Below are 15,971 nucleotides of genomic sequence, written 5' to 3'. Positions count from 1 at the left end.
TTATCCTCTTTCGTCCAGGTCGCCGCGCCGAACAGGCGGCGTATATACCAACAGAACGGGCTCGCCCTTCGCGGCCTCGCACACGAACGCGCCGGTGGTCGACAAGCGCCAAACCGGTTGGTCAAGCACCCGCAAACTCGTATCAAGAACATGCGCCTCGCCACGGAACATCGTGAACGTCGCACCGAGCGAAATCGACACGCGCGCTTCGATGTCCGACGACAGATGCGGCAGCCGCGATGCAAGCGCCGCCACGAACGGGTCGGTCATCGCATCCGCCAGCTGGCACACGTCGATCCATCGCGCGCGACGTGACGTATGCAGACGAAGCCAGCCGGGCACCGTCACGCGCGCGCGCGCAAAGAACGCCGCGTTGTGCGGCAAGTGGGGAAAATGACGGCGACGCATCGTGCTCACAGCCCCACCTTCGGTGCTTGCTTCATACCGGGTGCATGTGCCGGCGCTTGTTTCGGCGCAGGTGCGCTCCATTGCTTTTTCAAGTCCGCAAAACCCGCGTCAATCGCGCCCCCTGCCTCGCCCGCCTTCAGCTCACCGCTCGCCACCTTGCGCTCGACCTCGAGCGCCACCTTCAGGCTTGTATCGAAACGGTTCAGCATTTCCTCGCGGGTACGCGATGGGTATCCCGCGAGCGACTTCTCGAACTGCTCGCGCAACTGGCCAACCGTCTGCGGCATGGGGGCGGGGGTACGGTCGGGTTCAACCGGGTCCAAACGCGTCACTTCCCACGCGTTTCGAAGCGCCTCTTTCGACTCCAGGCGGATCACCTTGCCCGCCGCGTCGCGCACCGGCTCCTGGACCACGACAGGCGTCTCACCCAAATTCTTCAGCGACACGGTATCGCCGACCTGCGCGCCGGAATCGTTCATTGCCCGTTTGAGATCGACGCCCCAGACCGTGCGCTCGTCACCCGCTTCGTCTCGATACCGCACGAAGTACGAATGAGACGCGTCCGGCTTGTGCTGATACCGGGCACTCCCGTGTTCGAGCAGCTCGCCCGACATCGTGTCGACCGGCTTTGCTTCGGTCTTCGGTGCGGCGTCTGGCGCAGTGGTTGCCGCATCCGCCCGTTGATTTACTGCCTTGGCCACCGGCGTGGCCGCCAACGAATCACTCGGTGCCACCTTCTCGACTGCAGGTGCAGGTGAATCGCCCTTGCGAATCGTCAATGCATCGCGCTGGCGTGCCTGCTCGCGCCGGGCCGCTTCAAGCAGCGCATGATCGCTGTCTGACGGCTTGTACCCCTTGACCTCGATGCCACCAGCAAGCTTCGCCTCGAGCCACCCATTGCGCCGGAAATCCGGATCGCCCTTGAGCGTGATCGACGTAAAATTTTTCGCCTGCACGATCGCAATCATGTCGGCAAGCGTGCCGCGATCGTTAGCGTGTGACGTGAGCCGTACCCCCTTGTCCTCAAAGTGCGGTACGTCGTTGCCCGGCGCCCCCGGATCCCTGACGTTCGGCTTCCAGAACTGTCCATCCTTCACGACATAGCGTTCCGCGATCGAGGACGGCACGTCGTAGCCGGTCGACGTCAATATCGGTTTTCGCTCAACCCCCTCACCGATCTCAATTTCGTTCGGTTCGCGATTGCGTGCAGGACGGGTTTGCGGTGCGTCTGCCGCCCCGGCCGGCGTGCCGAACGGCTTCGCTTTCAGGCGGCTCGTCAGTTCTTCTGTCTTGCGAGCCGCCTCATCCGCGACCGACCGCTGCTGCACACGCGCCTCATCGAGCGTTGCGCGTGCCGCATCCCCTTCAGCACTGCGAACCTGGCGCACGCGTTCGAGATCTGCCGGAGCGACACGCTCACCGACCGGTTTGGTTGGTTGGTTCGCGGGATTCTTAGCGCTGGGTTCGTTCGCAGACGGTTTCGGCGACACCGTGTCGCCTGCGACCTGTGTATCGCCGACCGTCTGCACCGGAGCGCGCTGCGAATCGGCAACCGCCAGACCATTGCTCGCCGTCACGTCGGGACCGCTCCAACGCGGCTCCGGTCGTTCGCTCAGGGCCGGCATCGGCCGTTGTTCACCCCTACTCGCAGGGTCCGTCGTCCAGCCCCCGTCCTTCGTCCACTTGACGCTTTCCCAGCCATTCCAGTACGCATCCAGCAGCGCCGCATCCCGGAACGGCACGTCGTTCACGAATTTGGCGTTGTCGTATTGCCCCATCGTGTGCGCGACCAACAGTGCTGCATCGAGCACCGCTGGGTCGCGGGCCGTGCGGTGCGCCCACGTGACCCAGGCACTGAGTTGCTCGCGGGCGATCTCATCGAGTGGCCAGCGCTCCGCGCCGACCTCCACGCGTCGCTGGATCTGTTCCAGCACGTCGACGAGCGACCGACCCGGCTCACCGTTCACATTCAGCATCTCGAACATTGGCTCGAAGCGCTGCCGATTCGCGGCGAGATCCGGAGTCGCACGCTCCGCCCCGAGCACTTCGCGCGCGCGCCCCATGTGGTAGGCACTCGCGAGGTTCGTGCTTTCAAACGGATTGGGTTGCGCCGCATCGCCGAACAGATCGTCATGCCGGCCGAGCGCGAGCGCGACACGCAATGCGCTATTGCGCACGCCCGGATCACGGTTCTCGCCCAGCCACTTCAGCCACTCAACCGTCTGCGCACGTGTTTCGCTATCGAGCGGCGCTTCGCGGCCGGTCAACGCATTACGGATGCGCCACTGCACATCAGATACCGCCATCGCAAGCGGCAGGCGCGGATCGTGCTGTATGCCAAGCCGGTCGAACAGTTCCGTAGTGCCTACACGGATGTCGTTATGGTGCACAGGCTCTTCCATCGACAGCGGCAGATCATTGTCGGCGGCCGCCTGTTCGCGACGCACATGATCCAGCCGTGTTTGCCCGATCGGCTGACCGATCGCCGGGGCGACGAGTACGGTCGACACTGCTTGCTCGTCATGTTCCTGACGCGGCCCGGTGTTCGATCCAATGACAGCGGCGGTATCGTCGGCCACGTCCCACATCGTCGCGTCGCTGTTCTGGGCATCACCCGTCGACGGCTCGCGAACCGAATCGACATTGTTCGGCACGCCCTGGCGTTCCGCCTGCCGTGCGTCGTACGCCTGCTTCCACGCAATAAATTCCTGCGCCCCCTCTTCGGACATACGGGACGGAATGCCTAGCGACAAGCGCACATTGCTCAACATGACGCCACGCTCTTCGGCCGACACGAACACGATGTCGTCGCCCAACGCACGTTCGACCTCGCGGAGCGTTTTTCCGACAGCGAATTCCCGCTCGATGCGCTCCGTCAAACCACGACTATCCGACAAATTTCGCCAGAACTGCATCTGCTCGGCCGCCCAATCCGGCATGACATATGTCGACTCTGGCGCTGCAGGCTGATCCTCGATCGCCGCTTCGCTGGATGCCGGCGTAGACGCAGGAGTTACTTGCGCGGCCGGCTCCGTGCCCGGCTCAGGTGCCGGCACCGCCAATCCGAACTCGGTGCGGATCTTCTCGAATGCGGCGGCCGCCTGTGCCGGCATCGGCTCGGCGGCAAAACCCTGCCTCGTGCGAATCATCTCGCCCACCGCGCGATCGCCCGCGCCGGCCGAACCGGTGCGCCGCCAGGCGTCGTGATACACCGCCTCGACCTTCGTATCCAGCGCGATCGTGCGCGTGACTTCGTCACCGCGCACGTTCGTTGAGGCGGCGATGGACTGCAGCGCGGCCCGAAATGCTCGGCCCAGTTGCTCATCTCGCGGCGGCTGCGGCTGATTTGGCTGAACCCGTTGCGCCGGCGCCGTTGATGCTGGTTCGGCGGTCACGCTCGGTTCGCTGGCCTGCGGCACCGCTACTGCCGACGTCACCGGTGCCTGGTTTGGCTCGCCGGCGGGAACGGTCACATCTGCGCGTGGCCACCGATCAAATGCCGCAAGGTCAACATCGCGCGGCACATACCACTGCTTGCGCGCGCGATCCCACTTCGCACCCAATGCATTCGCATCTTCACGTTCCTTGTAAGGGACGACAAGGTACGTGCGACCATCCGGCACGCGCGACGCCGCGGCCCCGGCCGGCTCGAACGGGGAGGGGCGCACCGACAGATCCGGCGCTGCCGGCATCGCAATCGACAGCGTCGTCAGCAGCGCCTCGACCTGCTCGCGCACCGCGTCGCGCCCGCGCGAGGCTGCCAGATCGTTCCAGTCGGTACCGCCATCATCCGGCGCAAATGCCGGCAGCAGCACGTGGCCACCAACAACCTCAGCCGTCGCAAACGACGCGTCCTTACCGACGTTCGGCTTGCCGGACGATTCTTTCAGATGGTCGTTATCGCCCGCGATCAGGATCGGCCGGTCGGGATATTTCTGGCGGAAAGCCTCCGCCACCGGCTGCAGGTTCCCGGCGTTCAGCGCGCAGACCACCGGCAGACCCGTAATCTCGTACAGGCTTGCCGACGTCGCGTACCCTTCGGCAATCACGATCGGCTTCTGCGGATCGTCCGCTCCCACTGGACTGAAGCACGCGAGCGTGCGGCCGTCCTTGGTAAAAAGCTTGTTGCCATCGGGACTGATGCGCTGCACGCTCCAGAGCCTGCCGTCGATATCGACAAGCGGCATCACGAGATTGCCATGCCGATCGTGCTTCAACCCATGATTGACCACGCCCTTGCGAGCCAGATACGCATGATCATCTGAGGCGATAGGCAATCTGCGCCATTCTTCCGCCACCCATGCCGCACGCTCGTCGTGCTTCGCCGCACGCTCGGCCGCACGGTCGCGCTGGCGTTGCGCGTCGGCCGATCGCTCTTCGGCCGTCAACGTAAACTTGGCTGCATCGCTCGGCCGCCAATTCAGCCCACCACCTTCGCGGTAGTTCTGGATAAACCCGCGCGGAGCGCCGTCGAGAAAGAGCCTGTACGAACCACTTTGCTTGCCGGGCTTGTCGCCCTCGACAGACACGCGATGAAACTCTCCGTCCGCCTCCGCCGGGCCATTCAGGATCAAGCCGTGCTCGCGTGTGGCGGCCTCGAATTCGCGCAAGATGGCATCGCGCTTGTTACCTTGCCATTCGTTACTCATGGTGATACGCCTCCGTCGTCGTCGGTGCGCCTGCCGGCGCGTGTTCCGTTACGTTGCCCTGCCGTCCTGAATCCGCTGCGTGACCCGCCGGAGCTTCGCTCGCGGTGGAATCCGGTCCGACCAACCCCATGCCGAGTGCAATGCCGGTGTTCCCTGCGATGGCATCCGCAAACATTCGCCGCAGATCGTCATCGATCGGCTCACCGATCGCGAACAGACTGTCGAGCATCTGTTCGCGCACCTTCTGCAACGAAAACCCGGACGGCACCGCCTGGTCGAGCGCGAGCCGTTCCTTCGCGGTGATGGGCGATGCGCCCGCTTGGCGCGACGCGCGCACTGCCGCGGCGATCCGCGCCGAACGCTTGGCGTGGATCTCAGCGATCTTGATAATTTCGATGCCCTGGTAGCGCAGCTGCCCCGATACCCGAGCCTCGGTCAACTCGGCCTCGGTCGGCAGCTTCTTGTCACCCACTTCGCCCAGCAACGAACACACCGAGCGCAGACGGTCGATGAACAGACGGTCTTCGTAATAGAACGCCTTCTCACAATGAATCGGCAGCCCCACACCGAGAATCATTTCCTCGGACTGCGGCATGATTTCAAGCTCCTGGGCGTACATCAGGTTGCGCTTCTGGTCCGATGTGTTCTCGCCCGATGAGGAGCTGCGCCCACGCGTTCGGCTCGTCGACTTCGCTTTCTCGGTCAGGTAGCCAAGCGTCTCGGACATTTCCTTAGAATCATGCGTATCGCGAGGCGGGTAGATAACTTTCAGCGCATGGTTGGTCACCAGCGTCCGCATCCCATGTACACCGTATGCGTCAGGCGCTTCGCCCTGTGACTTCGATTGCAGGATCGTCAGCAGACGGATGCTGTAGCCCGCGATGAAGGCGTTCGCCTTGTCGAGTATCTCGATCTTGCCGACCGCCGGGGCCTCGTCGAGAATGCCCAGACACTGATACTTCAGCTCCGGGTTCGCTTCTGGCAATTCGTCGAGGTTGTCCTCGATCCACTGCGTGAAAAACAAGTTGGCGAGCAGACCAGCGATCGACAACTTCGCGGCCGGCAGCACCAGGTAAATCGACATCGGCACGCGTCGCACGTCGGCAACATCAAAATCGCATCGGCTCGTCGCCGCATCAACGATCGGGTTCGCGAACAGTGTCAGGCCCGCCATGAAGGTCTTCGAGATATTGCCCATCGTCTCGTCCGGGGCCGATAACAGGCGCGCAAGCGCACCCAGGCAATCCCCCGACAGCGGCTCGCCATCTCGATCGCGCTCCATCATGTCGATCACGTGCGCGCGCAGCGTCACGTCCGGGCGAATCGGTACCGCTTCGCGCAAGACCTCGCCGAACGTCCAGGCTTCCTCTTTCTTGGTCTCCATCAGGTACAGTGCGACGCCCAAAAACAGATCAGCCGCGCTGTCGTAGAAGAATTTGTTGCGTGCATCTGGCGAGTGGTACAGACGCGCCGCGATCATCTGCAGGCGGCCGATTCGGATATGCGGAGGAAGTTTCGCAATCTTCACAAGCGGGTTCCACGCGTGCGTAAAACCGCTCTCATCGAACGGCGCCCACCGATAAACAGCCTGTCCGCAGTTCTTGCGATACTGGGACGTCACGTCGTAGTTCTCGCCCTTGATGTCGAGCACGATGATCGAGTCCGGATAGGTGAGCAAATTCGGGATCACAACGGCAACGCCCTTACCACTGCGCGTCGGTGCCGCCAGCATCACGAACTGCTGACCGATGAACGTCAGATAACGCGGGCTGTAGTCTGGTCTACCCGGTTTGCCGCTCGGCAGCCGGCCGACGATAATCGACGGATAGTGGCGACGCCCCTTTTTGACCCGCCCCTCGGCTTCGTCCAGCAGCCCAGCCTTGCGAATCTCATTGCGCTTGGCAAAACGTGCACTACCGTGCAGTTCCCGCTTGGGTCGCTTGATCGCGAACGACAGAGCCACGACGACAAGCGGCAGCAACGGAACGAGCGCAGCCACAAACGATGCAGGCAAAAGTGCAAGCCGCACCTTGCCGATGTGCCCGTAAGCCTCCCAGTAATCGAGCAAAGTCCACACGCCGACGATCGACGCCGGCAGATCCTGCAGTTGCACAAACAGCTTCGCGCCGGCGTACTGACCGGCAACAACGAGGGCGGCTAACATGGCCAAGCCGCCGAACACTACGAGCAACCAGCCGACGAGGGATTTCATACGAAGCTCCCTGCCAGGCTCTGGCAACGCACACCAACATCACCCACGATTCGCAACCTCACGTGCGCTCCGCTCATCAGGATTCTCCCCGCGCGCGATACGGCGTGCCCTGTACCCACCGGCTTTGCCAGTGGGCGGTATAGGCCTGCGCGATTGCCGGGCAATTCCACAGCACCAGCACGTCCTCGCTGTTCTTGCGAGCGGCAGCCGCGCTGAAGTTGAAACTGCCGGTCTGTACTGTTTCACCGTCGACCGTGACGGTCTTGTCGTGATGAATCGCGAATGCGTCGATCGTCCGCACCGGAATGCCGACGCGCAGCAGCATGCTTAGCGCAACAGCACTGGCGCCGCGCGCGGGGCCAGACAGGTTTTCGCGCGCATCGACAGCCACCGCGACATCCACGCCGCGCGCCTTCGCCTGGGCCAGTGCCCGCGCAACCTCACGAGAGGTAAACACGTATGCCGACACGCGAATGGTTCGCTTCGCACTCGCGATCGTTTTCAGCACCAGTGCCGCACCGGTTCCTTCCGGCGAGAACCCGGCCTCGGCCACGCAAGTCCCAGTGGGCTGCGGACTACGCGTGTTGGCCAGCGCGAAAAAGTGCGAAACAGAGTTCGACACCGCGCTCAACAACCCCGTCGATTCAAGGCTAACGACGTGCGCAGACGCCGGCAGGCCATTGAGCAACAGCACGGCGGCCGCACCGGTCACGATTGCGCCTTTCATGAGCGATCCTCCGCGGGTTCCGCCGCCTGCATCGTCTTCAGACGCTCGGCACCTCCAGCCGCGCACACGGCGTCGAGCGAGCGCTCGACGTCGAACAGGAACCGATCATCGAGCGGCCCATCGCGGAAATCCGCCACTGCGGGAATCACCGGGAACGCAACACACACCCCGGCTGGCGATCGTTCAACCGTCGCCCGATCGATCAGGTAGAAGTAGCGGCGCAGAAACAGCCCCGGCAGCTCGCCCGCCAACACCAGATCCTCCTGGATCGCGTCGAGTCGAGCTTTCGCCTGCCGCAGCGTATCGAGCGTGACGCCGGGCGAGCGACGCGCCAAACGACGTTGAGCCGCTATCACTTCGGCTAGCGCCGCTTCTTCGTTATGCCGAAGTCGAGAGATATTCGGCATCACGCGTCTCCCATTCCATGCAACACCTCGTTTCCACGACGCAGAAAGACCCCGCCGTGCGGTAGGCGGATCAAACGGCCATTCGCCACCGGCAGCTCGCACGAGAGAGCGCCGAGCGTCACGATCTGAGCGGCGATCCTCACCCGGTCAATCCAGGCATCGCGATATGGGTCAGGGTCGGGAGACGCCTCATTGATGCGTCCCATCAAGTAGGCGATCGTCGCTGCCATCATCACGAGGCTGATACCGGTGGCCGCAGTACTCAGTGTCCTGGCGGTGTCGGCCGGCTGCGCGGCCGCCAGCTGCAGCCATCGGGCGACTTCCGTCGACGAACACAGCGCAGCAAACACGACGAGACCGGACACCGTTGCGAATCCGACGGCCAGGAAGCGAACCAGCTCGCTCATCACGTTGAGCACGGTGGACAGCCCTTCACCGACGCGACCGAGATGCCAGTAGCGCAACCGTTTGTCGTCCTGCAGCAGGTGCTCGATACGCCGAATCATCTGTTCGGTGACATGCCCCGCACGCACACCGTTCATGTAGACGGCCCACTGCGTTTCGTCGGTCACGTTGAACGATGCGCGCCATGCATCGCGGGCGGCCTGTCGTGACTGGTTCTGCTGCAGACCGGACCACCATTTCAGAATGTTCTTCCTCATTACGCACCTCCAGCTTCACGAGACATCTCACCTGGTTCGCTGAACGCCGCGAGATCTCTCGCGCTCGCTTCTTGCGCGATCCAAGTGCGTACCGCCTGGCGATGCTCGGCAATGAGACGTAGATCGCGCCGCACCAGCGGTCGGCCAAGCGCTGCGACTTGCTGGCGGTATTGCTCAACCGATTCGGCATCCAATGCGTCGCGCGCAAACACATCTCTCAGAACCGGCAGGTCGTCGGCCGCCATCGGCGACCACGCGGTGTTGGTGGACCACGGAGAGGCATCGCTCAGAATCGGTATCGCGAATACCACCAGCAGAAACATGACAAACCCACCGAGCACGCTCGACGTCTGGCCCCAGAGGACGCGACTTAGCACGCAAAGTTCGATCGCAGCGACCACGCCGCATGCACTGAACCACCACCTCAGTGCGCGGCGGCGTTCCGCATCGAGCTCGGCCTGCGTCGGCGGCGCACACAGCACGGGATGCAAATTCGTCCACTTGATTTCTTGTTCGCTCATGCCAGACCTCGCAGTAATTTCCACTTGCCGACCGGATCGAAATACACTTCCTTCAGGCACTTGTTCTCCATGAACAGCACTACGTCGATCGTGCTCTTGACCTCGCGCAGGATGAATTCCCACGTCAGCGTCTGGCCGACCGGGCTTTGCTTCACCAGCGTCGCGATCCGTGCCAACGCCGAAATTGCGTCGTTCGCATGCACGGTCGTGATACCACCCTGGTGCCCGGTGTTGAGCAGCACGAGGTAGTCCCACGTTTCATCGCCGCGCAACTCGGCCAGGTACACGCGGTCGAATTTCATCCGCAGCGTCGCCTTCACGATCCGGCGCGCAGGCAGCGATTCGCTGAAGAACAGGTGCACGTGATTCGGCTGATTCGGCAACGGCACTTCGTGCGTGTCTTCGATCGTCGCGACCCGCGTCGTGGACGGCACGATGTCGGCCAGCGCTTTCATCAGGGTGGTTTTGCCCGAGCCGACGCCACCCACCAGCACGACGTTCATCCGGTGCAGCATCGCCAGCGTCAAGAATTGACCCATATCGCGCTGCGCGAGCGCGTCAAGCATGTCCAGCTCGAACCGCTGCAGCACAACGGCCGCCGGCGCCGCGAGTTGACGCCTCGAATCGACCACGTCCGACGAACTGTTCATGCTCAAATCGCCAAACGACGGCGCGTTCGGATTCGCCGACAGGAACGATGCGTCCTGTGTCCCGACGATCCGGAAGTCGTTCAGGAAATTTCCACGCGTCAGATCGCCCACCGACAAACGCGTGGCGCTCGGGATCCGGATCGTCATCGATACCGTGTTCGGCTCGCACGCGGGCGGGATCACAATCTGGCCGCGCTCACCGTTCGGCAATCGCACCGGCTTTTCCGGATCGTCGACCGACAGCGGTGGCGTTACCTTGTTGTAGATCGCAAGCGCATTGGCGAGCTTCATCAGCGCGTCGAGCGACGCCCCCGGTAATTCGTGCTGTTGCCAACCGTTGCGCGTCTCAGTCCAGCCTTCACCCGGCCGGTTGATCGCGATCTCGGTGTTGCCCGTCAGTGCCCGTAGTTCGGCGATGCCCGCCGACTCCATCAGATTGCGGACCGTGACGCTGCTGTCGTAGGGCTCAACGCTTGACAAGTTCATAGACGCTCCCGAAATCGACGTCGCGCGCGACAAAGATGTTCACTGTCGACCCGTGGCGCGACGTTGCGGTCGGTGGAATGTTGATCGTGTTTTTCAGCGTGTCGGCCGCCAGCTGCTGGCTCTGCGACGTCGTGTTCGAGAACTGGATCCGATTACCGTTGCCGCTCTGGGCCAGATTCGACAGCGCCTGGCCAACGTCGCCGATCACCGACAACATCAGTGCGCCCCGGAAACGCAGCCAGAAGTGCGTATCGACGTCCGCATCAATGCCTGTCGCACCGAGCGCGTTCGTCGCCGGCGAATCGAGATCGACCGTCACACCCGATGGCGTATCGATGCGGGTCCACACCACGAAAATGCTTCCCTGGCCCTCCAGCATCGCCTTGCGCTGCTCGCCGGTCGCTTCGCTACCGCGCTCGAGCAGCAGCGTCTTCCCATCGGCCGAATAAACGTCTTCTGACACGTGGCAGGTGGCGATTCCAGGATGTGTGGACACGATCTCGGTGAACTGCCCGCACGGGATCATTGAGCCTCGCTTGAGCAGCAAACTGAGGTTCGGCAGGAAACTGGCCTTGACCGGCGCGAGACGCGAGGGCGCGAGGCTGTCATCCAGGCCATCACGCGCGTACTGGCGCACAGGAGCGTTCGCGGCTGAAGCGGCGGCCGATGCCTGCGTCAATGCAGCGAGCCCATCATCCGACTTGCCGAATTTCACGAGCACGTCGCCCGACAGGCGGGGGTCACCTGGCGCAGATGCAGCGACCGGGCCGCCGGTTGACGTTGTGGCCGTCGTCGTGCCGGTTGTTGCCGTCGCGCCATTGCCAGCGTTCTGTGTCCCGCGTGCACCTGACGGCTCGGGCAATGCCGCGGCCGCGGCTGACGCCGCCTCTGCCGCGCTAGCCGCTTGCGCCGCTTCGACGTGATTCTTGTTGCCTTGAAAATCAGGATCGGCCACAACTGTCTGAACCGGGGCATCGCGCTTGGAACGCTTGTGTTCTAGATACGCGTCACCAAAGCGCTTCGCAAAAATCGCGACGCTAACCGCGATCACGATCACGATCACAACGATCACGAAGATGATCCCGACGCCGCGCACGCTCGTGTTTCGCTTGCCTCGTGCCAGCCCCGGAATGCCGCGTGGGTCCATACCGGCCGGCGGCACGACTTCTGGCTCCGGCCTCTTCCGGGTGCTGGCCGTCTCCGGCGCCGATGACGTGCTCACGTCGCTCATCGCATTGACATCCGGGTCCATGCCAGAGTCTTCGTGCGCGTCAACCATGATTGCCATCCTTCGTAATACGCACCCAGCCGGGCACCGTCGTGCCTGTCCGGTTGAACGACCCATCAGGCGAATACGCGTTGTTGCGGACAGCCATCACCGTCTTGCCCAGACGCAGCACGAACCCGGTCGCCATACCCTCGATCACGATCGTGTCGCCATCAACATGCCGCTTGGGTGCCGCTTCCGTGCCGTCTGCCTGGATCTCGTAGATCTCCGGCACCCTGCGCGACGTGTCGTACTGGAAATACGTAAATCGGCCGTCGTCCCAAACCGCTGTTGGCGCGATGGCCACATCGCCCTTCATGTCGTAATCGTCGTTGCGCCGTTCGGATGTGTCCGCACCCGCCTGCTCGATCGCCAGCGCCTTATCGGCCTTTGCCTTCGCGGCCTGCTCCGCCTTCGCGCGCGTGTCCGGGTAATCGAATGACAACGACCAGATCGCCGCCTCGTTGCGGGCAGCGGCATCGAACTGGAATACGTAGCGCCGCTTGTTGGTTACGATCAGCACGTTCGTGTTCGGCTTCTTCTTGCTCGGCTTGAACATGAACCAATTCGCCTTACCGCCAACCGACCACCCCTCCGATTCCCCGGAACCGAGCCCTCCGCTCTTGTCGTCGACGATCTCGTCCGCCTCGAACTGGACCACAAAGGCCTCACCAATCCGGTAAGGAATCCGGTACGCGGTCGTCGCGTCGTACTCGGCGCAGCGCACGTGTTCGTCCGATGCACAAGGGCCCGGCGTGATGGCGGACCAGGCCGACGAGCTCACGAATGCAGCCGCGAGCGTCGCCACCACAAGCAGGGGGCTGCGCGCCGACCGACATGCGGCATGTCTCCCGCCGAGAATTTGGCCGCTCATCATGCACCTCCCTTCTGACCCGGCAGCGGCGGTATCGCCGGCGTCGAGTCCGTGCGCGTCCAGTCCCGATCGACCGTGTAGCTCGTGACGCGAAAGCCGGTCGGATCCCGCTCGAGCTCCTCGCCCGATTCAGGCAAGTTGTCGTGGCGGTATGAAATCGTCGCCACCCAGTACTCGCTCTTCGGCTCGTTCAACGCGTTCCTCGGGTTCTGAACGGTCGCCAGCGGGATTAGCGTTTTCGAGAAAAACACCTGAGCAGTCGACCCGACGAACGTGATCGCCCCCACCTTCGCGACGATCCGAAACTGGTTCTTCAGCACTTTCTGTGGTGAGTCGGGGCGGTCGTAGAAAGCGACGTAGATCTCCTTTTCCTTGTCCGCCGACATCAACTTGACGGTGTCGTACATATCCTGAAGCGTTTCCCAGTCGTAACCCTCGCGCATCGTCACGTACCGGCGCAGATCCGCACGGTCCTGGATTTGCCCGAACGGCATTTCGCCGTCGCGCACGACTCCGATCACGTTCGTCGTTCCGTTCGTGTCATTGGTACGGATCAACGCCGGTGGACTTGGCCTCTTTAGTTGTACTAAGGTGGCACCACCTAAAAAACCCGCCAAACCGAGCACACCTCCACCAATCGCAACCCGAATCGCGAACTGCGTCAGCTTCGCGCGTTCTTCCTGTTTCGATTGCTCGAATTCCAGCGCTCGATCCAGATACCAGCGCGCCTCGGCCGACAAGCTGGATTGCGCCTGCTTAGCCTCTTCTTCGCTAGTACGCGCCGGCGCGCCGACAGGCGCGGTTGCCTGTCGCGCCGGCGACGGCTTGCGCACCCCGCCACCCACGATTCGCGCGAGTCCGCGAGGTGTCGCACCGGTGCCAGCCGATGAACGTTTCAATCCAAACATTAACTTTCTCCTTCCACGGCCGGCACGCAGTTCACCGGCTCCCACGCACCTTTTGGCGACGGCAGCTCGTGCGACGACGCACAGCCACCCAGTACGCCGGCAGACACGACAATCAGCAGACGGGCTATCCATTGACGCATGACCGACTCCGTATCACTTAGCTTCCACCCGAACGTTCTCGTCACGCCGGAATTGCACATGCTGCGTTTTCGGGTCATAGCTGATACTGATAGCGCCAATACCCATATTGATCTGCAGCATGCCGCTCACGAGCGTCGCCGGAACGCGACTCGAAGCAGCAGTCAAGTCACACTGATTTTTTGTGTCGAACCGGCAGCTGGTGACGATGAATCCATCTTGACCGCGTTCGATCACGAGATCGGCGCCGTATCGTTCATCCGGATGCAACTGCTTCCACCGACCGACGAATTCCTCTCCCTGTCGGGGCTGACAGCCCGTCACCGCGGCCGCTGCGGCCAACACCACGACCAATCCGAAAACGTGTTGTTTCATCTTGCCCTCCAGTTGTTCTATGCTTTTGCCGCGCCGATTGAGCCACCCGAGCGGCCACCGCCACCCAGGCCGCCCAATTTCTTCGCCGCAGCCGCCACGCCGCGCGCGGCGCCACTCAAATTCCCGACCATCGATGAGATGCCGACGCCCCCAGCCAGCTGCGAGGCAAGCGACGGCAGATTCAGCGACACGATGATGAACACGATGCCGCTCGCCCAGATCTTCGCGATCGTCACCCAAGTCAGCATGTAATCGCTCGCGGTGAAGCTCTTGGGAAGATGGCTTGTCGCGTAGTTGACCTCGACGGCGCCGGCCGCAGCGAACAACGCAACCAAAATGCCGTAGTTCACACACTGCCCGACCCACGCATCAAAGAATCGACGCGTCGGCGGAAACAGTGCGCACGCGATGAACATCGGCCCAAGCGCGAGCAGCAGGCCCAGCGCAAACTTCGCGAGAATGATGAACGCGCACGCGATACCCAGGAAAATCGTTCCAACAAACAACAGCGCGAACGAAAGCGAGATGAGTTCGATCCACACCCCGACCTCGAAGATGCCCGGATTCATCTGCTTGAAGCCGTTCTGTATCGCCGTTACATATAGATTCAACAGGTTGTCGAGTGCCGACATGCCGGAGTTACCGTGCGTGATAGCCTTCGCGATATCGTCCCCGAATCCATTGAAGAACGGCACGACATACTGGCTGTAGTACTGGATGTTCATCCCACATACGAGCACGACCAGCCAGCCGCAGGCTTTCAGGAGGAAATCGACGATCGGCATCTCCTCCTGCCCGCGCATGTACGAAACCATCACAAGCAGCACGTAGATGCCAAAGCCGGCCGAGACAAGAGGCGAGATCATCGAGATGATCTGCGACGAGCCGCTGTTGATGGTTTGCAGGATGGATTCGTCGAACCCCTGCTCCATCGTAGTAAAAACGTCGATTGCCATGATCGCCACCTATAGAAGTTAGCCGCCGCTCATTCGTCCGCGGTCATCTTGCTCATGACCGCCTGATTCGCCTGACGTGCAGCAAGCTTCTCTTCGACAGCCTGCAGCTGCTGAACGAGATTCAAGCGCGTCTGTTCGGACTGGATCTGCGCGTTCTCGGCGGCAAATCGGTTCGCGAGATCGGCCTTCGCCGCGGGATCCTGCGTCGTATCCGACTGCTGCATCAGGGACTGAATGTTCTGCAGGCGCTCGATCACAGCGTCGTACGCCTTCTGCGTAATCGCCTTGTTGGTCGCAAGCGTCGTGATGTAGCGCGAGACGCCCGGCGCCATCGATGCGTTCACCGTCATACCTTCCTGCCGCATGATTTCGTCGGCCACGCCCGAAATGCCGTTCAGCCGCCCGGCGTTCGCCAGGTCGTAAATCGACTTCCAGTTATCAGGCAAATAGTTGCGCAGCGCCGGGTTGTTGAAAATCAGCCCGAGGCCGCGATTGCCCTTGATCATGTTGATCTGATTCACAACCTGGTCATACTGCATTTTCAGTTGTTTGACGGTGGCGATCGCCTGCGCGACGCCCGCTAGGTCAAACGTCGGAATTCCGGGCCCTGTCTGCGCCAGCGCAATCGACGGCGCAGCGCCGAGCAATGCACCGACCATCACAACCGCCCTGGCTACCTTCGTAATTCGCATCGTGTTCATGCTGGTTCTCCTCGCCGACCCCGTGTCGGC

Annotated in this window: 14 protein-coding genes; all 14 read right to left on the bottom strand. The window is 62.4% G+C overall.

What is annotated here, in order from left to right:
- The gene (locus AC5LXK_RS37380) at positions 1-417 is read right to left on the bottom strand and encodes a hypothetical protein (protein WP_049036533.1); all 417 of its coding nucleotides are present in this window, start codon (positions 415-417) and stop codon (positions 1-3) included.
- Positions 414-5,057: a DUF5710 domain-containing protein gene (locus AC5LXK_RS37375; protein ID WP_049036535.1), complete on the bottom strand. Its 4,644-nt coding sequence runs from the start codon at positions 5,055-5,057 to the stop codon at positions 414-416. Before AC5LXK_RS37375 ends, AC5LXK_RS37380 begins: the two co-directional genes overlap by 4 nt.
- The gene (locus AC5LXK_RS37370; protein ID WP_053092626.1) at positions 5,050-7,269 is read right to left on the bottom strand and encodes a type IV secretory system conjugative DNA transfer family protein; all 2,220 of its coding nucleotides are present in this window, start codon (positions 7,267-7,269) and stop codon (positions 5,050-5,052) included. Before AC5LXK_RS37370 ends, AC5LXK_RS37375 begins: the two co-directional genes overlap by 8 nt.
- A gap of 76 nt (positions 7,270-7,345) precedes the next feature.
- Positions 7,346-7,996, bottom strand: coding sequence for a phospholipase D family nuclease (locus AC5LXK_RS37365; RefSeq protein WP_063851222.1), 651 nt, complete (start codon positions 7,994-7,996; stop codon positions 7,346-7,348).
- On the bottom strand, positions 7,993-8,403 hold the full coding sequence (locus AC5LXK_RS37360; RefSeq protein ID WP_137910203.1) for a hypothetical protein: 411 nt from the start codon (positions 8,401-8,403) through the stop codon (positions 7,993-7,995). The genes AC5LXK_RS37365 and AC5LXK_RS37360 overlap by 4 nt, the downstream gene beginning before the upstream one ends.
- Positions 8,403-9,065: a hypothetical protein gene (locus AC5LXK_RS37355; protein WP_049036537.1), complete on the bottom strand. Its 663-nt coding sequence runs from the start codon at positions 9,063-9,065 to the stop codon at positions 8,403-8,405. The genes AC5LXK_RS37360 and AC5LXK_RS37355 overlap by 1 nt, the downstream gene beginning before the upstream one ends.
- Positions 9,065-9,586 (bottom strand): hypothetical protein, encoded by a 522-nt coding sequence (locus tag AC5LXK_RS37350; RefSeq protein WP_049036540.1) that lies wholly within the window; start codon positions 9,584-9,586, stop codon positions 9,065-9,067. The genes AC5LXK_RS37355 and AC5LXK_RS37350 overlap by 1 nt, the downstream gene beginning before the upstream one ends.
- Complete coding sequence (locus AC5LXK_RS37345) at positions 9,583-10,755, bottom strand: ATPase, T2SS/T4P/T4SS family (protein WP_256103088.1); 1,173 nt, start codon at positions 10,753-10,755, stop codon at positions 9,583-9,585. Before AC5LXK_RS37345 ends, AC5LXK_RS37350 begins: the two co-directional genes overlap by 4 nt.
- Positions 10,703-12,001 (bottom strand): type IV secretion system protein VirB10, encoded by a 1,299-nt coding sequence (gene virB10, locus AC5LXK_RS37340; RefSeq protein WP_224755970.1) that lies wholly within the window; start codon positions 11,999-12,001, stop codon positions 10,703-10,705. The genes AC5LXK_RS37345 and virB10 overlap by 53 nt, the downstream gene beginning before the upstream one ends.
- On the bottom strand, positions 11,994-12,863 hold the full coding sequence (locus AC5LXK_RS37335; RefSeq protein WP_122174090.1) for a TrbG/VirB9 family P-type conjugative transfer protein: 870 nt from the start codon (positions 12,861-12,863) through the stop codon (positions 11,994-11,996). The genes virB10 and AC5LXK_RS37335 overlap by 8 nt, the downstream gene beginning before the upstream one ends.
- The gene (locus tag AC5LXK_RS37330; RefSeq protein WP_163013130.1) at positions 12,863-13,771 is read right to left on the bottom strand and encodes a VirB8 family type IV secretion system protein; all 909 of its coding nucleotides are present in this window, start codon (positions 13,769-13,771) and stop codon (positions 12,863-12,865) included. The genes AC5LXK_RS37335 and AC5LXK_RS37330 overlap by 1 nt, the downstream gene beginning before the upstream one ends.
- 153 nt (positions 13,772-13,924) lie before the next feature.
- The gene (locus AC5LXK_RS37325; protein WP_122174086.1) at positions 13,925-14,284 is read right to left on the bottom strand and encodes a hypothetical protein; all 360 of its coding nucleotides are present in this window, start codon (positions 14,282-14,284) and stop codon (positions 13,925-13,927) included.
- A gap of 17 nt (positions 14,285-14,301) precedes the next feature.
- Positions 14,302-15,240, bottom strand: coding sequence for a TrbL/VirB6 family protein (locus AC5LXK_RS37320; protein ID WP_122174083.1), 939 nt, complete (start codon positions 15,238-15,240; stop codon positions 14,302-14,304).
- A gap of 29 nt (positions 15,241-15,269) precedes the next feature.
- Complete coding sequence (locus AC5LXK_RS37315; protein ID WP_224755968.1) at positions 15,270-15,941, bottom strand: TrbJ/VirB5 family protein; 672 nt, start codon at positions 15,939-15,941, stop codon at positions 15,270-15,272.
- Positions 15,942-15,971 lie beyond the last annotated feature (30 nt).

It is taken from the genome of Burkholderia pulmonis, assembly GCF_984667975.1.
This window is presented reverse-complemented; position numbering and strand designations above follow the sequence as displayed.

Coding starts and splice junctions, on each gene's coding strand:
- AC5LXK_RS37330 (WP_163013130.1), bottom strand. CDS start 13,771: ATGTTTGGATTGAAACGTTCATCGGCTGGCACCGGTGCGACACCTCGC.
- AC5LXK_RS37355 (WP_049036537.1), bottom strand. CDS start 9,065: ATGAGGAAGAACATTCTGAAATGGTGGTCCGGTCTGCAGCAGAACCAG.
- AC5LXK_RS37325 (WP_122174086.1), bottom strand. CDS start 14,284: ATGAAACAACACGTTTTCGGATTGGTCGTGGTGTTGGCCGCAGCGGCC.
- AC5LXK_RS37315 (WP_224755968.1), bottom strand. CDS start 15,941: ATGAACACGATGCGAATTACGAAGGTAGCCAGGGCGGTTGTGATGGTC.
- AC5LXK_RS37365 (WP_063851222.1), bottom strand. CDS start 7,996: ATGAAAGGCGCAATCGTGACCGGTGCGGCCGCCGTGCTGTTGCTCAAT.
- AC5LXK_RS37370 (WP_053092626.1), bottom strand. CDS start 7,269: ATGAAATCCCTCGTCGGCTGGTTGCTCGTAGTGTTCGGCGGCTTGGCC.
- AC5LXK_RS37335 (WP_122174090.1), bottom strand. CDS start 12,863: ATGAGCGGCCAAATTCTCGGCGGGAGACATGCCGCATGTCGGTCGGCG.
- AC5LXK_RS37375 (WP_049036535.1), bottom strand. CDS start 5,057: ATGAGTAACGAATGGCAAGGTAACAAGCGCGATGCCATCTTGCGCGAA.
- virB10 (WP_224755970.1), bottom strand. CDS start 12,001: ATGGTTGACGCGCACGAAGACTCTGGCATGGACCCGGATGTCAATGCG.
- AC5LXK_RS37360 (WP_137910203.1), bottom strand. CDS start 8,403: ATGCCGAATATCTCTCGACTTCGGCATAACGAAGAAGCGGCGCTAGCC.
- AC5LXK_RS37320 (WP_122174083.1), bottom strand. CDS start 15,240: ATGGCAATCGACGTTTTTACTACGATGGAGCAGGGGTTCGACGAATCC.
- AC5LXK_RS37350 (WP_049036540.1), bottom strand. CDS start 9,586: ATGAGCGAACAAGAAATCAAGTGGACGAATTTGCATCCCGTGCTGTGT.